The sequence below is a fragment of the Polyangium jinanense genome (assembly GCF_028435365.1).
This window is the reverse complement of the sequence record NZ_JAGTJJ010000056.1, coordinates 63551-81082: the sequence shown is the minus strand read 5'-3', so window position 1 is coordinate 81082 and position 17532 is coordinate 63551. Positions and strand designations below refer to the sequence as shown.

At 67.5% G+C, this 17532-nt stretch carries 18 protein-coding genes; 12 read left to right on the top strand and 6 right to left on the bottom strand.

The window, feature by feature from the left end; all coding sequences use genetic code 11:
• Positions 1 to 1053 (bottom strand): DNA primase family protein (locus tag KEG57_RS45030; protein ID WP_272459679.1); only part of this gene is annotated, 1053 nt, incomplete at its 3' end.
• 78 nt (positions 1054 to 1131) lie between these two features.
• Between KEG57_RS45030 and KEG57_RS45025 the strand changes: the two genes are divergently transcribed.
• A complete protein-coding gene (locus tag KEG57_RS45025) occupies positions 1132 to 1440 on the top strand; it encodes a hypothetical protein (protein WP_272459678.1) in 309 nt (102 codons plus the stop codon).
• 203 nt (positions 1441 to 1643) lie between these two features.
• Here KEG57_RS45025 and KEG57_RS45020 read toward each other — a convergent pair whose 3' ends face one another.
• Positions 1644 to 1916 carry a hypothetical protein gene (locus KEG57_RS45020; RefSeq protein ID WP_272459677.1) on the bottom strand — a complete coding sequence of 91 codons (273 nt, stop codon included), beginning with the start codon at positions 1914 to 1916 and terminating at the stop codon, positions 1644 to 1646.
• A 576-nt stretch (positions 1917 to 2492) separates the two neighbouring features.
• Between KEG57_RS45020 and KEG57_RS45015 the strand changes: the two genes are divergently transcribed.
• Both KEG57_RS45015 and KEG57_RS45010 read left to right on the top strand, forming a co-directional pair.
• Positions 2493 to 3584: a hypothetical protein gene (locus tag KEG57_RS45015; protein WP_272459676.1), complete on the top strand. Its 1092-nt coding sequence runs from the start codon at positions 2493 to 2495 to the stop codon at positions 3582 to 3584.
• A gap of 388 nt (positions 3585 to 3972) precedes the next feature.
• Positions 3973 to 4386, top strand: a complete 414-nt coding sequence (locus tag KEG57_RS45010) for a hypothetical protein (RefSeq protein WP_272459675.1) — start codon at positions 3973 to 3975, stop codon at positions 4384 to 4386.
• A 620-nt stretch (positions 4387 to 5006) separates the two neighbouring features.
• On the opposite strand, the gene KEG57_RS45005 is transcribed toward KEG57_RS45010, so the two are convergent.
• Positions 5007 to 5150 carry a hypothetical protein gene (locus KEG57_RS45005; protein ID WP_272459674.1) on the bottom strand — a complete coding sequence of 48 codons (144 nt, stop codon included), beginning with the start codon at positions 5148 to 5150 and terminating at the stop codon, positions 5007 to 5009.
• Positions 5151 to 5510: 360 nt separating this feature from the next.
• On the opposite strand from KEG57_RS45005, the gene KEG57_RS45000 reads away from it, so the two are divergent.
• The 7 genes from KEG57_RS45000 to KEG57_RS44970 all read left to right on the top strand — a co-directional run bounded on the left by KEG57_RS45000 (position 5511) and on the right by KEG57_RS44970 (position 10435).
• Positions 5511 to 7211 carry a tyrosine-type recombinase/integrase gene (locus KEG57_RS45000; RefSeq protein ID WP_272459673.1) on the top strand — a complete coding sequence of 567 codons (1701 nt, stop codon included), beginning with the start codon at positions 5511 to 5513 and terminating at the stop codon, positions 7209 to 7211.
• 195 nt (positions 7212 to 7406) lie between these two features.
• On the top strand, positions 7407 to 7535 hold the full coding sequence (locus KEG57_RS44995; protein ID WP_272459672.1) for a hypothetical protein: 129 nt from the start codon (positions 7407 to 7409) through the stop codon (positions 7533 to 7535).
• 2 nt (positions 7536 to 7537) lie between these two features.
• Complete coding sequence (locus tag KEG57_RS44990) at positions 7538 to 7846, top strand: hypothetical protein (RefSeq protein WP_272424816.1); 309 nt, start codon at positions 7538 to 7540, stop codon at positions 7844 to 7846.
• A complete protein-coding gene (locus tag KEG57_RS44985) occupies positions 7843 to 8250 on the top strand; it encodes a SpoIID/LytB domain-containing protein (protein WP_272424818.1) in 408 nt (135 codons plus the stop codon). Before KEG57_RS44990 ends, KEG57_RS44985 begins: the two co-directional genes overlap by 4 nt.
• Before the next feature lie 241 nt (positions 8251 to 8491).
• Positions 8492 to 9124 carry a hypothetical protein gene (locus tag KEG57_RS44980; RefSeq protein WP_272424820.1) on the top strand — a complete coding sequence of 211 codons (633 nt, stop codon included), beginning with the start codon at positions 8492 to 8494 and terminating at the stop codon, positions 9122 to 9124.
• 251 nt (positions 9125 to 9375) lie between these two features.
• Positions 9376 to 9735 (top strand): Ig-like domain-containing protein, encoded by a 360-nt coding sequence (locus KEG57_RS44975; RefSeq protein WP_272424821.1) that lies wholly within the window; start codon positions 9376 to 9378, stop codon positions 9733 to 9735.
• Between the two features lie 208 nt (positions 9736 to 9943).
• The gene (locus KEG57_RS44970) at positions 9944 to 10435 is read left to right on the top strand and encodes a hypothetical protein (RefSeq protein WP_272424823.1); all 492 of its coding nucleotides are present in this window, start codon (positions 9944 to 9946) and stop codon (positions 10433 to 10435) included.
• 15 nt (positions 10436 to 10450) lie between these two features.
• Here KEG57_RS44970 and KEG57_RS44965 read toward each other — a convergent pair whose 3' ends face one another.
• Entirely contained in the window at positions 10451 to 10915 is a 465-nt protein-coding gene (locus tag KEG57_RS44965; protein ID WP_272424825.1) for a hypothetical protein, read from the bottom strand.
• 537 nt (positions 10916 to 11452) lie between these two features.
• On the opposite strand from KEG57_RS44965, the gene KEG57_RS44960 reads away from it, so the two are divergent.
• On the top strand, positions 11453 to 11644 hold the full coding sequence (locus tag KEG57_RS44960) for a hypothetical protein (RefSeq protein WP_272424827.1): 192 nt from the start codon (positions 11453 to 11455) through the stop codon (positions 11642 to 11644).
• Positions 11645 to 12009: 365 nt separating this feature from the next.
• Complete coding sequence (locus KEG57_RS44955) at positions 12010 to 13428, top strand: hypothetical protein (protein ID WP_272424829.1); 1419 nt, start codon at positions 12010 to 12012, stop codon at positions 13426 to 13428.
• A gap of 27 nt (positions 13429 to 13455) precedes the next feature.
• Here the strand turns inward: KEG57_RS44955 and KEG57_RS44950 are convergent, their stop codons facing one another.
• Positions 13456 to 14595: a hypothetical protein gene (locus tag KEG57_RS44950; protein ID WP_272424832.1), complete on the bottom strand. Its 1140-nt coding sequence runs from the start codon at positions 14593 to 14595 to the stop codon at positions 13456 to 13458.
• Positions 14596 to 14708: 113 nt separating this feature from the next.
• Positions 14709 to 17465: an ATP-binding protein gene (locus tag KEG57_RS44945; protein ID WP_272424834.1), complete on the bottom strand. Its 2757-nt coding sequence runs from the start codon at positions 17463 to 17465 to the stop codon at positions 14709 to 14711.
• Positions 17466 to 17532 lie beyond the last annotated feature (67 nt).

Genomic DNA, 17532 nt, shown 5'->3' with positions numbered 1-17532 from the left:
CGCGAGCAGACGGCGCGCTCCCTCGATGGCCCACGACACGATGCCAGGCAACTCAGCCTCGATGATCCCCCGGTGAAAGTCTGGAATCGCCTCGTCCGCTTGAAAACGCCGGTTGAATTCGACGAGGACCACGCGATCCCAAAACCCATCGGTCATATCGTTGACGGGCGGCAATGTGTTCGCCGCGAAGATATGCCCCGCGGCAGGGTTCAAGGTGAACGGTCGGCACGTCGGGTGACGTGCAGCGATAGGGTCACCAGCGATGATCGCCTTAAATGCCTCACTCGACACCAGCTCCCGCTCTGGCAACTCTGCGACGACGTTCAGCCGCTTGCCCGCAAGGTTGGCCCGGTAATACTCATGGCCCCAGAGGTGCGGCGCGACGGTCGAGATCGAGCGCGGCGGCATCATCGCTTCGATGATCCGAAGCAGCGTGCTTTTCCCGTTCTTTCCGTCCCCCAGCAGGAAAAGCGCGGTCCGAAACTGGGTCGCGAGGCCGAGCAGACACGCGCCCATGAATTCTTGTAGAAATCGGATCTTCGCCTCCCGATCCTCATCGTCCCGCCAAATGTCGGCCAGAAAGGCGAGCCATTTCGACGCGTGCGCCTCGGCCTGGTACGGGAAGGCGTAACCATGACGGGCGCGGTGCGCTGGATCGTGACGAACGAGGCGGCATTCGTTGACACCGACAAGCACGAACCCATCGGAAAATGCAATGCCGCGAGGGGGATCGGGCCCATACGGCCGGCCGTCCGGATCGCGATTGACGAACCAGCCCGGACGGGCAACGCGATCCTGCGCGAGCTTGATCGCCCCGGTCACGTCGGACGCCCGAAGGCGCAGCGTTTCATTCTTTCCGTATTCCGTGCCGTCGAGCCGCTGTAGCTCACGGCTCGCTCGTTCCTGCGTTACACTTTCCCATGTGCCGCGCGTGTCCACATAGCAGTGGATCGTGCCTTCATCGAAGAGCGGCTCGGGCCCCACGGGCATGAGCATTGCGAGCAGCGCTTTTGCCAGCTCCGCGTGGCTTCCGATCGTCAATTCAGGGGTCATCGTGCCTAGCTCGCCGCGCCCTTCTGCCGCTACGGCCTCGGCCTCGGCTTCGTGAGGTTCCAACGGTGGGGGGACGTCGTGCCGACGACCGCGCCCGCGCCGCCCCCGGTCGGGCTTGTGCTGCGGTCTGCGCGCTCCGCGCCCGCGCGCCTCGTTTGGCTTGGGGGGCGCCTCGTTCGGGTGGCGCGTGGTGTCCTCGGCCTTCCCGCTCGGCGCGCCCCCCTCCTCGCGCGCCCCGGCCTCGCACGGCTCGCCGCGAGCCTCGGCCGTCCCGATCGGCGCGCCCGCGTCGGCCTCGCGCGAAAGCTCCCCAGCGTCGGCCGTCCGGACCTCGAGAGCATCGAGGGAATGCTCGTCCTCGCGCTGCCCATTGCATTCGAGCTCTGATTCTGCTAGCTTCATGTTCTCTCGACCATTCGCGGCCGTCCGGTGTGCTCCCGGGGCGGCCGTTTTTCTTGGTACGCAATTCCAGCGCGCACCTTTCCCGCTCGCGTCGCCCTCCTTTCGACGCGTCCCCCCTGGCATTATGATTGCGAGGCCGCGAGCGCCGCCCGGCATCGAGGCCGAGGACGCTCGCGCCTCGCGTTCGTTCAGGCGAGCGCCGCCGCGCCGCCCGACATCGAGGCCGAGGACGCTGCGCCGGCCGTGCTCGCAGTGTCATTTGCCGCGAGCCGATCGAGCGCCGCGCCGAGCTCTTCCCGGATCGCGTCCAGGTTCGCGCGGGCCCGCTCGAGAGCGATCCGCGTCTTCCTCGAGACGGGTTTTCCGCCGAGCACGTGCCCTGCGGTGATCGGGTGAAGGTCCGCCGCGCCCGCGACGAGCAGAACGCGCTGCCTATCGTTCAATCTGTCGAGGTTTCGCATAGCTGGCCAATACTATCCACGACGCGCACGGAGCACGCAAGCCCATTTCGTGCACGCGCACCGCGATGCAATCGAGCGTTAATGCTATGCAATCGGAGGGGATACCCGTCGATGCATACCGCTCGATTGGCGAGGGGTACCGCGCGATTGCTCCGCCGAGGTCCGAACCGGCGAGCCGTCGGAATCTTGTCCCCTCTGCCGGAAGGCAAGCGGGCGCACCGAGGACGCGCCGCGCGGCGTCGCACGTCGAGACGCACCCCGCGATCCTCCTCGGCCTCGGCGCGAGCCGATCGGCGAGGCTCGCGCCGCGAGCTTGTGCACGTCGAGCCGGCGCTCGTCCTCGTCGAGCCGGCGCTCGTCCTCGGCCCGCTGCGCCCATGGTCCGCGGTCCCTTGGCCAGGCGAGCATCGAGGGCGGCGCGGAGCACGCTCGTCCTCGGCGAGCCGCGCCGCGAGCTCGTGCACGTCCACCGATCGCAGGCGCCCGGCCTCGGCCGCGAGGAGCCACGCCCGGCCGGACCTCGGCCCCCTCGCCGAAAACTTGGGGATCTCGAGGACGGGACGCACGATCCCGCACATGGCCAAGGGGAAGGCGAGCACGAGGAAGCAGGGCAAGGGCGATGCGACGCGCGAGGCCGCGAGCGCCGCGAAGAAGAGCGCCGCGAAGAAGAGCGCCGCCGCGAAGAAGAGCGCGGCGAAGAAGAGCGCCGCCGCGAAGAAGAGCGCGAGACAGGCGAGCACGCGCAACCCGCCCGATGCGCCCGCCGTGGCGAGCGTCGAGCCGAATGCGAGCGCGCCGCACGATGCGCCGGCCGATGCGCATATCGAATCGAAAGCGGGCGCAACGCACGAGCAAGCGCCGGTCACCCAGGAAGACGCCTTTACCGCTCGAATCGAGGAAACCCTGCGCATTCTGCGCGAAGTGCTGACGTTCTTCGGGCCCAACTTGATCCGGCTCTCCTACGTACCAACGGCGAGCGAGAGCGAGGCACTTGCACGCCTTGGCATGACTCCAAAGGCGACGAACGACCCACAAATCAGGCACCGACGCCATATCCACACGATACGGCGGGTCGTGCTGGCTCAGCGCATCCTTTCTCACCTCATGTTTGCCATCAAGGAGAATAACCACGCTGCATGGCTAAGACTCGAGCACGCAGCAGAATCCCTGGAATGGAAAAGCACGCCTCCCCAAAAGGATCTTTTCGTCTATGCCGTACTGGACGCCATCCGCGATGCGCGGGAGGAGCTAAGCCGTCTCCACGGCTTTGGGCATCTTGCCCCGGGGTGGCGAGACCTCGACAAGAAGGGCGGTCGAAAAAAGAAGATCGTCCCCGGCCACGGCGAGCCATTGCAGCGCGAGACGATCGAGCAGGTTCGCGCCCTCGCGCTGAATCTGAAAGAGGACCTGGAGAGCATCGACCAGCGATTCCGCCGTGTCGCGATCGAGCGCATGGTTGAGTTGCTCCAAGAAAACATTACCGTTGAGCGGGTCGCCGGATACTTTATTTCGGAGTGCGGCGCGCTCGGATACCAGCTATCAACCAAAAACGTGATCCGCACGATCGATACAATGCAGGGCAACCGCGAAAGGGAACTTGCTGAGAATGCGGAGCGCCTGCGGGCCAAGGCCCAGGCCGGTCAACCGCGGACCGATCCGGTCCCCTAGCTCGTCCCGAGAATGCCCAAACCAGGTTTGGGCATCGTGTGTACGCTGCAATTCCACAAAGCCTCTTTGGGCATTCCTGGCCGCGGGTCTCGAATGCACACGGGCGCATTGTGCATAGGCGGGGCCGCAGGAATGACTAGAACGCCTTGCATGCACCAAGCGCAACGCTCCAAGATTCCCCGGGCGCAGGGTGTCACCCCGCCGGATGACGTGCGCCAAGCCCTCGGCGCTCTCGTGTCTGCCATCGGCGAACGGGCGGCCCTCGAACGCCTCAACATCAGCCGTCAAACCCTGGCACGTGTGACGGGGGGCCTTCCCGTGCGCGTCGGGACGCTCGCCCAGGTTCGCCAGCAGCTACAGGCGAGCGCGGAGCAAGGGGGGGCCGATCATGGCGCCGGTTGACCCCCTGGTAGAAGCTTTCCGGCCCTTCGCCGCTGCACTTCTCGCGGCCTTTCGCGAGGAGACGGCGAAGCACGCCACAGGCGACGAGGGCCTGCGGTACTACGACCGAAAAACCTTCCCCTGGGGTGAAAGGGCGTTCGAGCGGCTCACGGGGCAAGGCAAGCTCCGGAGCTTCAAGGCACCCGACGGGAAGACGATCCTTGTCCTGCGGGATGAGGCTCACGCGTTCATCGAAGCGCAGGAAGGCGCGCGGCCCCGAGCTCCCCGCCCGCCTCCCCAGGCGCGCGACCTCGCGGCGGTAGACGTGAACGCGTTGTCACCTGCCGAGGCTCACGAGCGCGCGATGGGACGGGAGCCGAAGCAGGGCCCAAACACGCAACGGAGCCCGCGCCGCCGCTGATTCCGCCGAGGCGCCTCGCGCGAGGTCCGGGCCGTCGAGACATCGATCGGCCTCGTGCTCGCGCGTCCTCGGCCATCGTGCGCGCCCGTGGGGGGCGGGCGCGCTGGGATTGAAGGACTCGAAAGGGAGCGGCGAGGCGCACGCGAGCGCCGCCGCTGATATGCCATGACGAACCATACACGAGCGGCGCCTCGATGCGCGCCGCCCGAACGGACCGATCCGCCCTTCGCCAGTCGAGACATCGAGGCCGAGGACGGCCGCGAGCTCGCCGCGCTTCCGAACGGGCCACGCTGCGCGGAGCATCGCGCCGCCGCGAGCCGATCGAGCCGCACGGGCAAGCGTGCGCCCGCCGAGGCGCCCGCCGAGGACCAGCACGAGGCGGACCTCGAGAGCATGACCCCGTGCCGCCGCGCCGCCGCTGCGCCGGGCGGACATGCACGCGCCGAGGCGCGCCCGGACGAAGGGCGCGAGCGCGCCCCCCACCACGCGCGAGCCGATCGCCCGAGCGAACCGAGCTCGAGAGCACCCCGACGCGGGCGCGCAGCGGGCGCGAGAAGATCGGCGAGGGGAGCGAAGCAGGGTTCGGGCGCTACCGCGACGCGGGCGCGAGCACGAGGCGCCTACGCGCCGCCGCGAGCCGATCGCACGGGCGCGCCGAGGCCGAGGCCGAACGCGAGCACGAGGCGGACCTCGAGAGCCCCCGCGAGCTCGCCGAGGTCCCCCGCGCCGAGGCCGACCGGCGCAGCTCTGCCACGTCCCCCCACGGGCGCGAGGACGGGCGCAGCGTACGACGTGCGACGCCGGGGCCGCTTGTCCCTCGCCGATCGCTTCCCGGGCCCGCTGCGCGCCGCCGCGAGCCAACCGAGCGGCCGAGGCCGGCCCTTGACGCCCGCCGGGGGGTGTGGTCGGCTGGTAGGGCAGTACAAAAAGCGGGCCTCCATGCATGAAGCCAACATGCACGGAGACCCTCGGCCAAGACCCCGATAGCACCGAGGTTTGACCTATGGGCACCATAGCGCCCACGTGGGCGAGATCCAGCGTTTTTCCATCCAACCTAAGCGCGGAGGTCCTGTAATATGGGCCGCCGTCGCACGGGTAACATATTGCTTGAAGGCGACCATTACGTGGCGCGCGTCCTTCTGGACGGCCGCTACGTGCGGATCCACCTCCCCCCGGGCATGTCCGAAGCTCGCGCCCGCGAGACCGCGAAGTTCTACACGGACAACCCCGACAAGGCGCGCGAACGGCTCGACCAGCAGGCGCGCGAGCGGAGCAAGGGCGCGCCCATTCCAAAGGGAGAGACGTTCGCCGCGTATTTCGAGCGGTGGATAAGGGACCGCGAGGAGCGAGGATATACCAGCATCAAGAGCGACCGCTCGGCCTTTACGCTGCACGTCGTGCCGACCATCGGAGAGAAGCCAATCGCGACGATCACGCGCGAGGATTTGGAAAGACTGGTTCAGGTCCTCGACAAGAAGATCGTCCAAGGCGAGTATTCGTGGCGCAGCGCGAAAAAGCTATGGCTTGCGGTGCACAAGCTATTCAGGGACGCATCGTCGGCGAAAAACCTCGCGCTGCGCGTCCGCAAGGACAACCCAGCGCAGGGCGTCGTGGGTCCTGACCGGGGCAATCAACGATCCAAGGTGTACCTTTTTCCGAGCGAGTTCCTGCAACTCGTGTCGTGCGAAAACGTACCGCTCGAAATGCGCCGGCTGGCGACGCTTGCCATATACCTCTACTCCCGCATATCGGAGATCCTTCGTCTGCGGTGGACCGACGTTAACCTACAGGAGGGCGTCATCTATGTCCGCCGCAGCTTCGATCGCGCTCGGAAACAGGAGAAGGGGACAAAGACCAGGCGCCCGCGGGCCTTCCGAATCGAGCCGAATCTACTTCCCCTGCTTCGCGTGCTGTACGCCGAACGTGACGAGAGCGGCCGGGTAATTCCGGTCTATGGCGAGCACATGGCGCGGCGCTTCCGCGCGGCGATGCAGACGGCCGGACTCGATCGCCCGGACCTGTACATCGCCGACGAGCTCCACAAGCGCATGACGTTTCACGATCTCCGCGCTACGGGGATCACGTGGATGGCCATGCGTGGGGACACGCCGCACGTCATCATGCAGCGCGCGGGACACCAGAACTTCAACTCGACCTTGGTCTACATCCGCGAAGGTGAAGCGCTCCGGGGCAACGCCGGCGAGGTCTTCCCACCCCTGCCTGCCTGCCTGCTCGTCCCGGCCGGCGAGGGATCGGCGGGCGGCGGGAATCTGTCGGAAAACTATCGGGGAGGCACGACCCCGACGAGCCAAGTGTCGGTAAAATCAAGTGGAAGTGAACGTGAGGCGTATTGCTCTAGACAGTACACCGACCACTCCTCAAGCCCGGCACGCCGCCCGACCCGCTTGAACGCCTGGTCGAGTCCGTACTGGCCCCACGGCTTACCTCGCTTGTTCAGAGCGACGTATCCGTCTCGCGGCCCCTCCTCGACGAGAGCGAGTAGGGGCGCGAGCTGCGGGGCGATCGGGATCTCTCGCTGCCCGGTCTTCGGCGTGTGCACCTCGCCGTGGGACCGGCCCTCCCGGATGCCGAGGACGCCTCCCATCGCGGCGCCCCCTTCCCGCCGCAGCTTCATGTCCTTGCGACGTAGAGCACGAAGTTCGTTCGGGCGTAGCCCGGCGAACACCATGAGCGCGAAGGCGCGGCGATGGAGCTCGTTGGCGGTCCTGAGCAGCTTGGTGATCTGCTCGTCGGAGGGGATCTCCAGGATGCCCTCGTCAAACGGCTTGAGCTTCGGCAGGTTCGCCGGTCGATCCGCCACGTAGCCGCGGCTCTTGGCGAACCGGAGCACGGACCGGAGGACGATCTGCGTGTTGTTGCGGGTGGCTCGGGCGAGCTCCCGCTTCGACATGTCGAGATCGAGGGCGGCCGCGGCGGCGCCATCAACCCTCGAGATCGGCTGCGGGCCGAACCTCGGGAGCAGGGTGCTCTCGAGGACCGACTCGTAGCCTCGCCGGGTCGTGACCTTCAGATCGGTGATCATGAAGGTCGCGCGGTACTCGGTGATGACGTCGGTGAACGTCTTCTCGGGAGGCGAGGGAGGTTCGACGACGGCAGCGGGGGAGGCGCATCGACACATTGCATCGTGATCATGGATCCGCCGCTGTTGGTGGGGGACGAGCCTCCCCCGCAATGGCAGGTCTCCGCCACGCTCACGCTTCGCGACGTCGTGTTCGGAAAGGAACGGTTGCTCGTCAGTCTGCCCGTGGTGATCGTGGGGCCCCTCGTGCAGAAGCGGCAGGTCGTGGCGATGGCGAAGTACCCGAGTCCCGTCGAACGATGGGCTGTTCGCTTCTGGAGTGGTGCGGGGCGCGCGACGGCGCGGGTCTGGTTGCATCCGGGCACGTCACCGGTAACGGATTGCAGGATCTTCGTGGTTCGGCATGGATTGAAGAAATGAGCATTCCAATCGGGGAGGAGCATACCGAGGCGCCCGAGCGGATCCTCACGACCGCGGGGTGGCTCTCGCTCGAGCTCGAATACGTGCCGCGGATAGTCGCGGGTGAGCATTTGCACGCGCATCCGAAGGCGAAAGCCGCTCTCGCCATCGCCGCACGAACGTTCGTGCTCCGGGCGATGCGCGACCGGCCGACGCTGGGACGCACGACATCGATCCCGAGCGGGCCGCAGTTTCAAGTGTTCTCGCGGTATTCCGGCGAGGGCTACGTCAAGGCAGCGACGCGGACGCGGGGCATCGTGTTGCGTTACCAGGGGCGAATGATCCTCGCAAATCATGTCGCGGGGGCGTATTGGAATCCGGATGGGTCGCATGGTCCAGATCCGACGAGACCGAGCGATGGGTGACCTACAACGCCGGGCGGCGAGGGCGTGACGTCATTCCGACGAGTTTGTCATTGCGCTCTCACCCTGGGACCCGCGGCTGTCTGGGGCAGCATTGTGCGCACTGGTTGGCCGCCCAGGGATATGATTACGTGACGATCCTCCGGTTTTTTTACGGCGAGGACATCGAGTTTCACGAGCTCGCCAACGGTGAAAGCACGGGCCTCGGTCAGGTGGCTCTCGGAATCACCATGCGGAGGTAGCCGTGGCGCTTCGGCTCGTGCAGGCCGGCGAAGGGCATCCGAGGCCGCTCGTTTTGGCGTTTCTGATCGGGGTCAACCTCGATCCGAAGCTTCGCGCGGCGTTCGGGCCGCGGCCGTGCATCGTGGCGGATGGCGTCGCGAAGGGGCCGATGATGGGGGAGCTCTTGGAGTTCGCGCACCAGCGGGCGGGGGTGCGCGAGGTGTCGCGGCTTGCGCTCATCGGGTATTCGGCCGGGTGCCAGCGGGTGCGAGGGCTTTACCTCGGGGGGTGCGGGCGAGCGCGTATCTGCTGGCAGATGGCACGCACGCATCATGGCAAGGGGAAGGCTTTTTGCTCGACGGCGCGCGTGTTGCGTATGGCGACGGGGTGGAAGCTCGATCGGGCCGGCTCCGTCGATCGGCCCGTCGTCACGCGCGAGGGCGCGCTGTGGGTGTACTCCTACGCGAGCGCGGACATCGACGCGCTTGCCCACGCGGCGCAGCTCGTCCGCGTCGTGCCCGAGCTCAGCGCGAGGCATCTCCGGGCTTGGGTCGGGACTACGGAGCCGCCGCGGAAGGCGCAAGTGCCAGGGGTACCATTCAATCTGCTCGGGATCCTCGTGACGTTCCTGCTCGAGTCGACGTCCAGAACGTAACCGTTTTTGTCAGGTGCACGCTGACAAACGAATCTTTGCCATTATATGCGAGATCGTTGGGATCCGTCATAAGAGGCGCTTGCTGCAAGGAATACCATGAAAGATTTTCGTGTCGTAATTTCCGGGCACAAGTTGCACATCCGTGGGCGGAAAAATGCCGCTTCGACGTCGGCACACGACGTGTATGGCGAACCGCCGGACATCAAAGGGTGGGTAACCCCCCAGGAGCAAAGAAAATGAAATCGTATTGCATGCTCTTCGCCATGGCGTTCTCAGCGATGTCGATGGTTGCCGCTGTCGGTTGCGGCGATGACAACGCGGACGACATCGAGCTGGACAACAAGACGGTCTCGGACCTCGATCTCACCCCCGACACGAGCTCGATGAAGAAGGGCGAGACGCTTCAGTACACGCTGAAGGTGACGTATTCCGACGGGACGTCGGACGGGGATATGTCCAGGCACGCCCGTGTCGAGTGGATCTCGAGCGACCCAGCGACCGCTACCGTTTCCGCTGACGGCCTCGTGACCGCGATCGACGAGGGAACGGTCACAATCACCGCCCGCTTCGGCGGCGAGGAAGAGTCCGAGACCCTCGTCATCATGCCCTGAAGTCAGCGCTGCGCTGATTCTGGTTTGGTGAGAGACCCGATCTCGGGGAGATCGGGCCTCTCCGCTTTGGGACAGGTCATGGCTGGCTGGCTCGCTCGTCGCTCCGGATTCCGGTCCTGCTCAAGTCGACGTCCCGAACGTAACGGTTTGTCAGGTGGACGCTGACAAACCTTTGCGGTGCGGATCTGATACGATCGCCGCCCCGAAGATGACTCCTGCCCGGCTCACCCTTCTTTCGCTCGTCGGCGCCACGTTCACCGCAGTCAGCGTCTACGTGCTCACGCCTCCGCGGGCCGCGTCGATGGAGGCCCTGCGGATGGGGCTCGGGGTGTCCGTCATCGGGTTGCCGGCTGCGCCGTTCGAGCTCCGGCCGGAGGCGGAGGAGGTGACGCCGGAGCTGGCGCCGTCGGTGGAGCCAGTCGTGCGTCCCGTGCCGGAGCCGGTGATCGTGCCGGCTGCGACGCAGCCACCGCCGGTCGTGAAGCCCGAGGCGACGCCGGCTTCGAAGTCGCCGCCTCCACCGTCGGCTCCACCAACCTCGACGCCCCCCTCTGCGGTCGAGCCGATACGGTTCGTCATCACGGGGCCCAACGGCTTGGTGATCCAGGGGAACATCCCGGTTCCGACGGGACCTATCGTGCTGCCACCGTTGCCCACGATCGTAGCTCCGGTCCTCACGCCATCTCCCGGGCCGCGATGAAGCTTGTACGTTTCGCTATTTGCCGTTCAAGGCAGTTCGTAGGCGAGCGCCGAGCCCGTCGAGCTCCTGCTGATTCTGTTCGTAGTGCTCTTCCGCAGCCACGCATGGACCACGGACACCGGTGCTGTCGATGGTGAATCTGCCCTTCGGGCAGCGTTGGAGGTCGGCTCGAAGCAAGATGTCGTTCCCATTCGCGGTACGGGCGATGGTAACTGTGAAACGCCGGACGAGCGTGGCCGGTGTGTCCTGCACGAAGCCGTACCCCAAGCCCGTGTCTTGCCACTGGGTCTGCACGAGCCCGACCTCTTTGTCCACGTTGGCAGGCGAGTACCCCTCGCTCGCCAGGTGGCGGGCCACGACGTCCGCTGGGTCGCCGTCTGCCGATGCGGCGGTGAACCGATAGGGCTGTTGGGGGTGCGGGAGGAAACCGCCGCAAGCCCCCAGCAGGAGCACGAGGAGCATGAGGGAAGAACACTTCATGATGACCTGTTCCGTGAGAGGGCTGCCAAAGATACACGACGAGGGCAAGGCTCCAAACTTCTCGCTATCCCCCATGTTGCCCGCGCATCGGATCGGTGAAGAATTTCACGGAGGCTTTATTTCTCCCTCTCTGTGAACCCTTTCCACCCCCGCCTGCGCAGACCCTGGGTATGAGCATGCCGCTCCCGTGTCCCTCTCCCCCCACCGTTCGCCCGGACGAACTCCTCCCGCAGCTCCTCGCCCTCCGCCCGGACATTCTGCGCTGGCTCCGCCGCTGGACCCACGTCGAGGCCGACCGCGAGGACATCTGCAGGAGGTGCTCCGCGTCTGCACCCGCCGCCTCGACACCTTCGACCCCGCGCGCGGCGAGCTTCGCGCCCTCGCACACGCCTGCCCCGACGCCTCCGCCCCACGTCTCGCCGAACCTCGCGAAGCCGTTTGCCGCGGCTCCGGATGCCCGGACCCGGTAGGGGCGGCGCGCCCTGCCACCTCGCGACGCCCTTCTCGTCCCTTGGCGGATCAACTATTTCAGTGATCATGAATAGAAAGATCGAGCGACTCGGTCCTGACTCGGTTCGCGTTCTGATGTCCGTCGACGATCTGGCCATCATCAGATCGGCATTGCGGGAGACCGATCAGGCTCTGGAAGACTGGGAGTTCGAGCTCCGCGTCGGGATGCCGAGGGAACGACTTCTCGAGCTCCTGCTGTTCTTCCGAACTGAGTCATGAGACGTGTCCTCGCAGTCCCGGACGTGTGTCGAAAGACAGGGCGCGCCCCGGGATCGGGTGATGGGTTTTTCTCCGTCCCGTTTCCGGAGCAGAGCCGGAGCTCGGTGCATCGTCGAATAGCGGCTTCACGAAGTTCGGGCATGGCCACAATGTGGAACCTCGTAAAAGAGGGGGCAGCATTGAGGTTGATTCCGTGGAGCAACTCCCATCCCTCATGCTCAACGATGGCGATGTAAGCCGCATGTAAGTTCCTTCGCAGCCGCCTTCGGGTCAGGTCTGAGCCGACCGGATCGCGAGCAACATCGGCTGCGGGTATCCACCGTCGCCGACGCGCGCTCCGCCCCTTCAACCCAACGGAGACAGACATGACGGTCCGCAAGAGCTTATTCCTCGTCGCCGGCAGTTTCCTCGCTTTGATCGGCGCCTGTGGCGGCGACGACGACCCCGCGTCGGCTGTGTCGGAGGTCGTCGCGTTGCCCCTGCACGGAGAAGCCGACCTCCTCCCCGGATTCGCATACTCCACGGGTCTGCAGCCGAGCGGCTCGCCCGTGCAGGCGTCGTTCGACCTCTCCGCAAAGGGCGCGGCGACGGTGGACGCCAAGGCGGCGCCAAGCGGATCGAAGAGTGAGCCCAAGCTCACGGGCATGCCGGGCAGCGGCAAGGTCGCGCTGTCCGGTGGTTTTTCGATGGTGGGCACGCTCAAGGTCGATATCGACAATCTGCCTTCCTACGACGGCCCGATCCCCGGCCTCGAGAACGTCGAGATCACCTTTGAAGGGAGCACGGCTTTCGACCCGTTCTCGATCGGGACGGGCATCACGACGCAGGCGCTGATCCCACCGGTGCGACTGCCCAAGATCCCGCTGCCCGGAAGCATCCCGGGCTCGCTCGTCCTCGAGGTCGAGGAAGGTAGCTTCGTCGAGATCGGCTTCACCGGCACCTGCGCCGCGATCGACGGGACCGACGTGGCCTACCAAGGCGACGTCGTGCGCGGCGGGTCGCTCATCATCCAGCCGAGCATCGAGATCGAGGTGCCCTTCGTCGGCACGAAGACGTTCGAGATCCCCAAGTTCACGGCGGACCTCGCGCTCGGCACCACGAGCCTCGCGATGGCCGCCGAGGTGTCGACGTTCGGCGCGCCCACGAGCGGCGATGAGGCCAAGGTGGGGACGTGCGAAGGCAATGGGGCCGGCGGCGGCGGAGGCGGCTCGTCGTCGTCCTCCGGCACCGGTGGCGCGGGCGGCTCCGGCGCGGGAGGTGCGGGCGCGGGAGGCGCGGGAGGTTCGGGCGCGGGGGGTTCGGGGGGTTCGGGCGGGGGGCCCGTCTGCAACGACGACCTGAACCCCGAGCCGAACGATACCAAAGACACGGCGACCAAGATTGCGGCCGACATAAGCTGCAGCCCGGTCACGGAAGACACACGCGCCGGCGTGCTCGATGGCGAGACCGACATCGACATTTACTCGTACCCGAACGGGATTGACGTCTGCGCCGGCCCAGCCAAGCCGTGGCTCAAGGCCTATGCGACCAAACCCACGACGTGGTTTTGCATCATCCCGCGCTGCGCCGCCAAGGAGATCCCGGACATCCTCGAGTGCCAGGACGGGCAATACTACTCGCTGGACGGCATGGAAGCCTGCTGCAACCAGGGCGCTGACGTGCTGATGCACCTCGAATGCACCGCAGGCGGGAGCACGCTGACGAGCTATCTGGTCTACGTCGATCAGCCCGGCGTGAACGAGTGCACCGATTACGCATACTCGCTCACGTTTCTATCACCTTGAGGGGACACGATTGCATCGTGCGCGGCGTCATTCGTGGTTCGATGCGCCGCGCGCTGCACCCTCGCTCCGCAGCGCGCGGTTGTACCGCTCCACGAAGCGCCTCGCCTCGCTCTTCGTGAGGTAGTGGTCGTACTTCCATCCGTCGTAGGGCGCGCCGAGGAGCCCGATCCCCGCCGCCAGCGACGGGACCGAGATGCCCAGCATGACCCCTCCGACGGCGGGTATGCGTCGATCGGGCACCGCGGGATTGTCGGTGGCGAGGATCACCACACCCACCGCAGCAGCCAGGACGCCGAGGCTCCCGAGGACCACGCCGGTCGCGCGCATCTGCGGCGCACGATCGCGCACGTAATCGTCGAGCTCGTGGGAGCCAGTTCGCCTCGCGTAACGGCGCACGAACTCGTTCTCCGTGATGCAGCTCTTTTTCGTGCAGAGCTCGAACTGGTCTCGATTCTCGCTCGACTCGCGGACCTCGATGCGCTCCGCATCGTACGTCGCCCTTCCCGGGGACTCGGGTTCCGCCTCGGCCGCGAGAGGAGGCGCCGCGTCCTGTCCGCCGAGCGCGAACGCGACAAACCCGCGTACATGGCGCCGGTCGATGTGTGTGAGCTCGAGCGGATGGGGGCCCTCGTCGAACGCGACGTCCGCATTGCCGCCGGGCGCGGTCGGCTTCGCGAGCGCGATTTCCCCTTCGCCGAGCGTCGCCGAGCGAACATAGCCAACGCCGCACGAGGCCCTCTGACAACACTCCGTGTAGGCCTTCGTCGCGGCCTTCTCGACGCGCGCGCGCACGTCGAAGTGGTAGTGGACGTGCGACGCGCCCGGAGCTCCGGCCGCGCGCGCGGCGTCCGGGGAGAGGAGCTCCGCGTCTTCGATGACGTCACCTGGGACCGGCCGCGGCTCGACGTCGACGAGAGCGTCCGCGCACGGGTTGGGCGCGAGCTGGTCGGCGAGCGGCCGGGTCGTGACGTAAGGCGCGAGCAGGACACGGCCGAGGATGGACGCGTTCTCGGACGGGGCGAAGACGATGTGTTCGTCGTTCGCGAGGGGAGAGCGCGCGCGAAACTGGGCGAACGCGCCTCCGCGCAGGCTGGGAGGGGTGTTGATCATGCAGCCAGCGGCGGACGCCAGCGCGATGAGGGCGACGAGGCCCGAGCGTGTCTTCATGGTCCTCCTGGGTTCGGCGAGCGCGAGCTCGCTTCCACCGTGCGGTCACGGGCGCTTACATGCCGCTTACATCCGAGCCGCGTGCCTCCCGAGAATCGTGCTTCCGAGGCGGTTCAGCAGAAATCGATCGAGAGATCGGGGGAGAAGAAGTAGCCGAGGTCGTTCCCGAGAAGGACCTCGCGCAGCCCAAGATCGCGCATGCGGGTCAGCATGACGTGGAGGCGGTTGCGTGCGGCGTCCGCCAGGATCCGCTCGCCGGGCCAGCCGATCTCGATCAGCTCCTCGAACGAGAACGGGCGAGCCGGCGCGGCGAGGTGGGCCTGCGCGAGCGCGACGAGGAGGCGCCGCATCACCGGCCGGTTTGCACACGCGACGCGTGGACCGCTCGGCGGCTCGAACCAGCGGCCGGTGGCATCGAGCCGCAGCACGCGGGGCGCCGCGGGGGCCGGGGAGGCGTGTGTCGCGAGCGCGCTGCCGAGGAGGCGCGCAAGGACGCGCAACTCGGTGACCCACCGAGAGCCCGCGCCGTTCGCGGTCGCGAGCACGGCGCCGAGCCGTCGCTGGGCGCCGCCTTCGAGCTCGGCGGCGGCCCCGCCGTCGCCGTTCGTTCGAGCACGTTGGGCCTCGGCCAGATCGAGGAAGCCTTTGCAGATCTCGAGCGCTGGCAGGTGCGTATCGGCACCGGCGTCGAGATCGCGCTCGGCTGCCGCGAGCAGCTCGCGCGCCTCGTCGATGTGGCCGACCGCGGCCTCGAGCACGCTCGAGACGACCGTGACGAGCCCCGAGTAGACATGGCGGCCGAGCGTGCGCACCCGCGGGAGCGCTTCGCGCAGCTCGAGCCGCGCCTCGAGAGGGCGCCCCTGCTCGAAGAGCGTGACCGCTCCGCACGCTATCGCGGCCACCTCCAGCGTGTGCTCGCCGGCGGCGCGAGCCACGTCCCGGGCATCGCGGTATCGAAGCGATGCCTCGCTCGGATCGCCCGCCTCGAGCGCGGCGTGCCCCAAGCCGAGCAGCAAGCGCGGGGGCGGCGCAAGGCCGAGCGCTTGGGAGTGGGCGAGCGCCTGCTCGGCGTACGCACGCGCGGCTTCGAGCTCCCCGGCATCGAGGTGCACGTACATGAGCTCGAGACGCATGCTCAGCTCGAAGGGGGCTTCGCCCACGTCGCGGAAGCGTTCGAGTGCCTGCTCGACCCGTCGCCGCGCGCGCGGCTGCTCTCCGCGCAGGCGGGCGACGAATCCGAGCATCGCGTACGCGAGGCCCTCGAGGCGGCGGTCGCCGACGTCGATCGCAAGGCGTAGCGCGTGGTCGGCGGCGCCGCGGCTCTCGTCGAAGCGCCCGCGCAGGAGCAGGACGAGCGCAAGGAAGCGCCGAGCCAACGACTCGAGCGACGCATCCTTCGCGCGCACGGCGAGCGCCACCGCCTCGTCGAAATCGCGCTCGCTCACGTCGAGCCTCGCGACGCGCCAGGCCACGCGCCCGCGGGCGATCAGCGCATGGCCGCGGACGCGTGGATCCACCTCGGCCACCGAGGGGTGTGCGAGCGCTTCGTCCAGCCAGAGGAGGTGCGCAGAAGGGGAACCGTCGTGCCAGCGCGGCTCCTCCAGCGCCACGAGGATCCGGAGCGCAGCCTCCACATCCTTCGGAGAGCTCGACGAGAGGCCTCGGCGCACGACCGCGAGCAGGTTCTCGCGCTCGACGAGCAGCCGCCGCGCGGCGGCGCTCGGGTCGATGCGCGTGAGCGCGGCACAGCGCTCGGCGTACGCGAGGAAGTAGCGCGTGTGGCGTTCGAACACCGCGGTCCGTCCCTCCGATGCCGCGAGCTTCTCCTCGGCGTACTTGCGTACGCTCAGGTACATCGTGAGCCCCGTCTCGCATTTGTGGTCGTCGTACCGCGCATGACTCAGGAGCGACTTGTCGCGCAGCCCCTGAAGGGCCTCGAGCGCGTCATCCCCGCCTGGATCGAGTACCGCTTCGGCGGCGTCGACGCTGATGCGGCCGTGGAAGACCGCGCACTGCGCGAAGGCTTCCTGCTCCCAGGGCGGAAGGAGCCCCCACGACCAGTCGATCGCGTCGCGCAGGGTCGACTGGCGGCCGCCAGCCTTGCCGCGTCGCCCGAGGACGTCGATGCGCCGCTCGAGACGCTCGAGCAGCTCGGCCGGCGTGAGCGTGCCGAAGCGCGCGGCCGCGAGCTCGATGGCGAGCGGTAGTCCGTCGAGCTCACGCACGAGGCGCACCACGACGGGCGCGTCGGCCGGCGTCGGGTCGTACGAAGGGTAGACCTCGCGGACGCGTGCGATCCATAACTCGACTGCTTCGCTGCCGGCGAGGTCGTTCCGCTCGGGCAGCGACAGCGGGGCGAGGTCGTGCACGACCTCACCCGGGATGCGCAGTCGCTCGCGGCTCGTCACCAGGAGCTGGAGCTCGGGGACGCACGCGAGCCACGCGCCCACCGTCGCGTCCGCGTGCTCGACGACGTGCTCGAAATGGTCGAGCACCAGGAGCGCAGGCCCGAACGCCGCAAGCGAGCGGACCATCCGCTCCATCCATTCGTGCTCGAAAGCCCCTTCGGGGTCGGGCACGCCGATCGCGCGCGCGACGGCGGCACGGATTCCGGCGGCCCCGCGCGCACCTTCGAGGTCGCAGAAGCCGACCCGCAGCGGCTCGTCCTGCGAGGGGTCCTCGAGCATGGCAGCCAGACGCGCCGCGAGCGCGGTCTTGCCGATCCCCGCGGTGCCGGTGAGCGTGACGAGCGGCGCCCCTTCGGCGATGAGCTGCCCGACGCGGGCGAGATCGGCGCCTCGGCCGACGAACCCGCGTTCGCCCAGACGCGGCCGGCCTCGGAGAGCGCGTTCTTGCTTGGGAGCGCCCATCACGGGCGCACTGGAGGCGTCCGCGTGGGAAGGGGGATGCGAGCGGATCGACATCGCAGCAGCCGCC

Excerpts from the sequence above, each read along its gene's own strand:
- KEG57_RS45020 (WP_272459677.1), bottom strand. The coding sequence starts at position 1,916 with ATGCGAAACCTCGACAGATTGAACGATAGGCAGCGCGTTCTGCTCGTC.
- KEG57_RS45015 (WP_272459676.1), top strand. The coding sequence starts at position 2,493 with ATGGCCAAGGGGAAGGCGAGCACGAGGAAGCAGGGCAAGGGCGATGCG.
- KEG57_RS45010 (WP_272459675.1), top strand. The coding sequence starts at position 3,973 with ATGGCGCCGGTTGACCCCCTGGTAGAAGCTTTCCGGCCCTTCGCCGCT.
- KEG57_RS44990 (WP_272424816.1), top strand. The coding sequence starts at position 7,538 with ATGGATCCGCCGCTGTTGGTGGGGGACGAGCCTCCCCCGCAATGGCAG.
- KEG57_RS44985 (WP_272424818.1), top strand. The coding sequence starts at position 7,843 with ATGAGCATTCCAATCGGGGAGGAGCATACCGAGGCGCCCGAGCGGATC.
- KEG57_RS44975 (WP_272424821.1), top strand. The coding sequence starts at position 9,376 with ATGCTCTTCGCCATGGCGTTCTCAGCGATGTCGATGGTTGCCGCTGTC.
- KEG57_RS44970 (WP_272424823.1), top strand. The coding sequence starts at position 9,944 with ATGACTCCTGCCCGGCTCACCCTTCTTTCGCTCGTCGGCGCCACGTTC.
- KEG57_RS44965 (WP_272424825.1), bottom strand. The coding sequence starts at position 10,915 with ATGAAGTGTTCTTCCCTCATGCTCCTCGTGCTCCTGCTGGGGGCTTGC.
- KEG57_RS44960 (WP_272424827.1), top strand. The coding sequence starts at position 11,453 with ATGAATAGAAAGATCGAGCGACTCGGTCCTGACTCGGTTCGCGTTCTG.
- KEG57_RS44955 (WP_272424829.1), top strand. The coding sequence starts at position 12,010 with ATGACGGTCCGCAAGAGCTTATTCCTCGTCGCCGGCAGTTTCCTCGCT.
- KEG57_RS44950 (WP_272424832.1), bottom strand. The coding sequence starts at position 14,595 with ATGAAGACACGCTCGGGCCTCGTCGCCCTCATCGCGCTGGCGTCCGCC.
- KEG57_RS44945 (WP_272424834.1), bottom strand. The coding sequence starts at position 17,465 with ATGGGCGCTCCCAAGCAAGAACGCGCTCTCCGAGGCCGGCCGCGTCTG.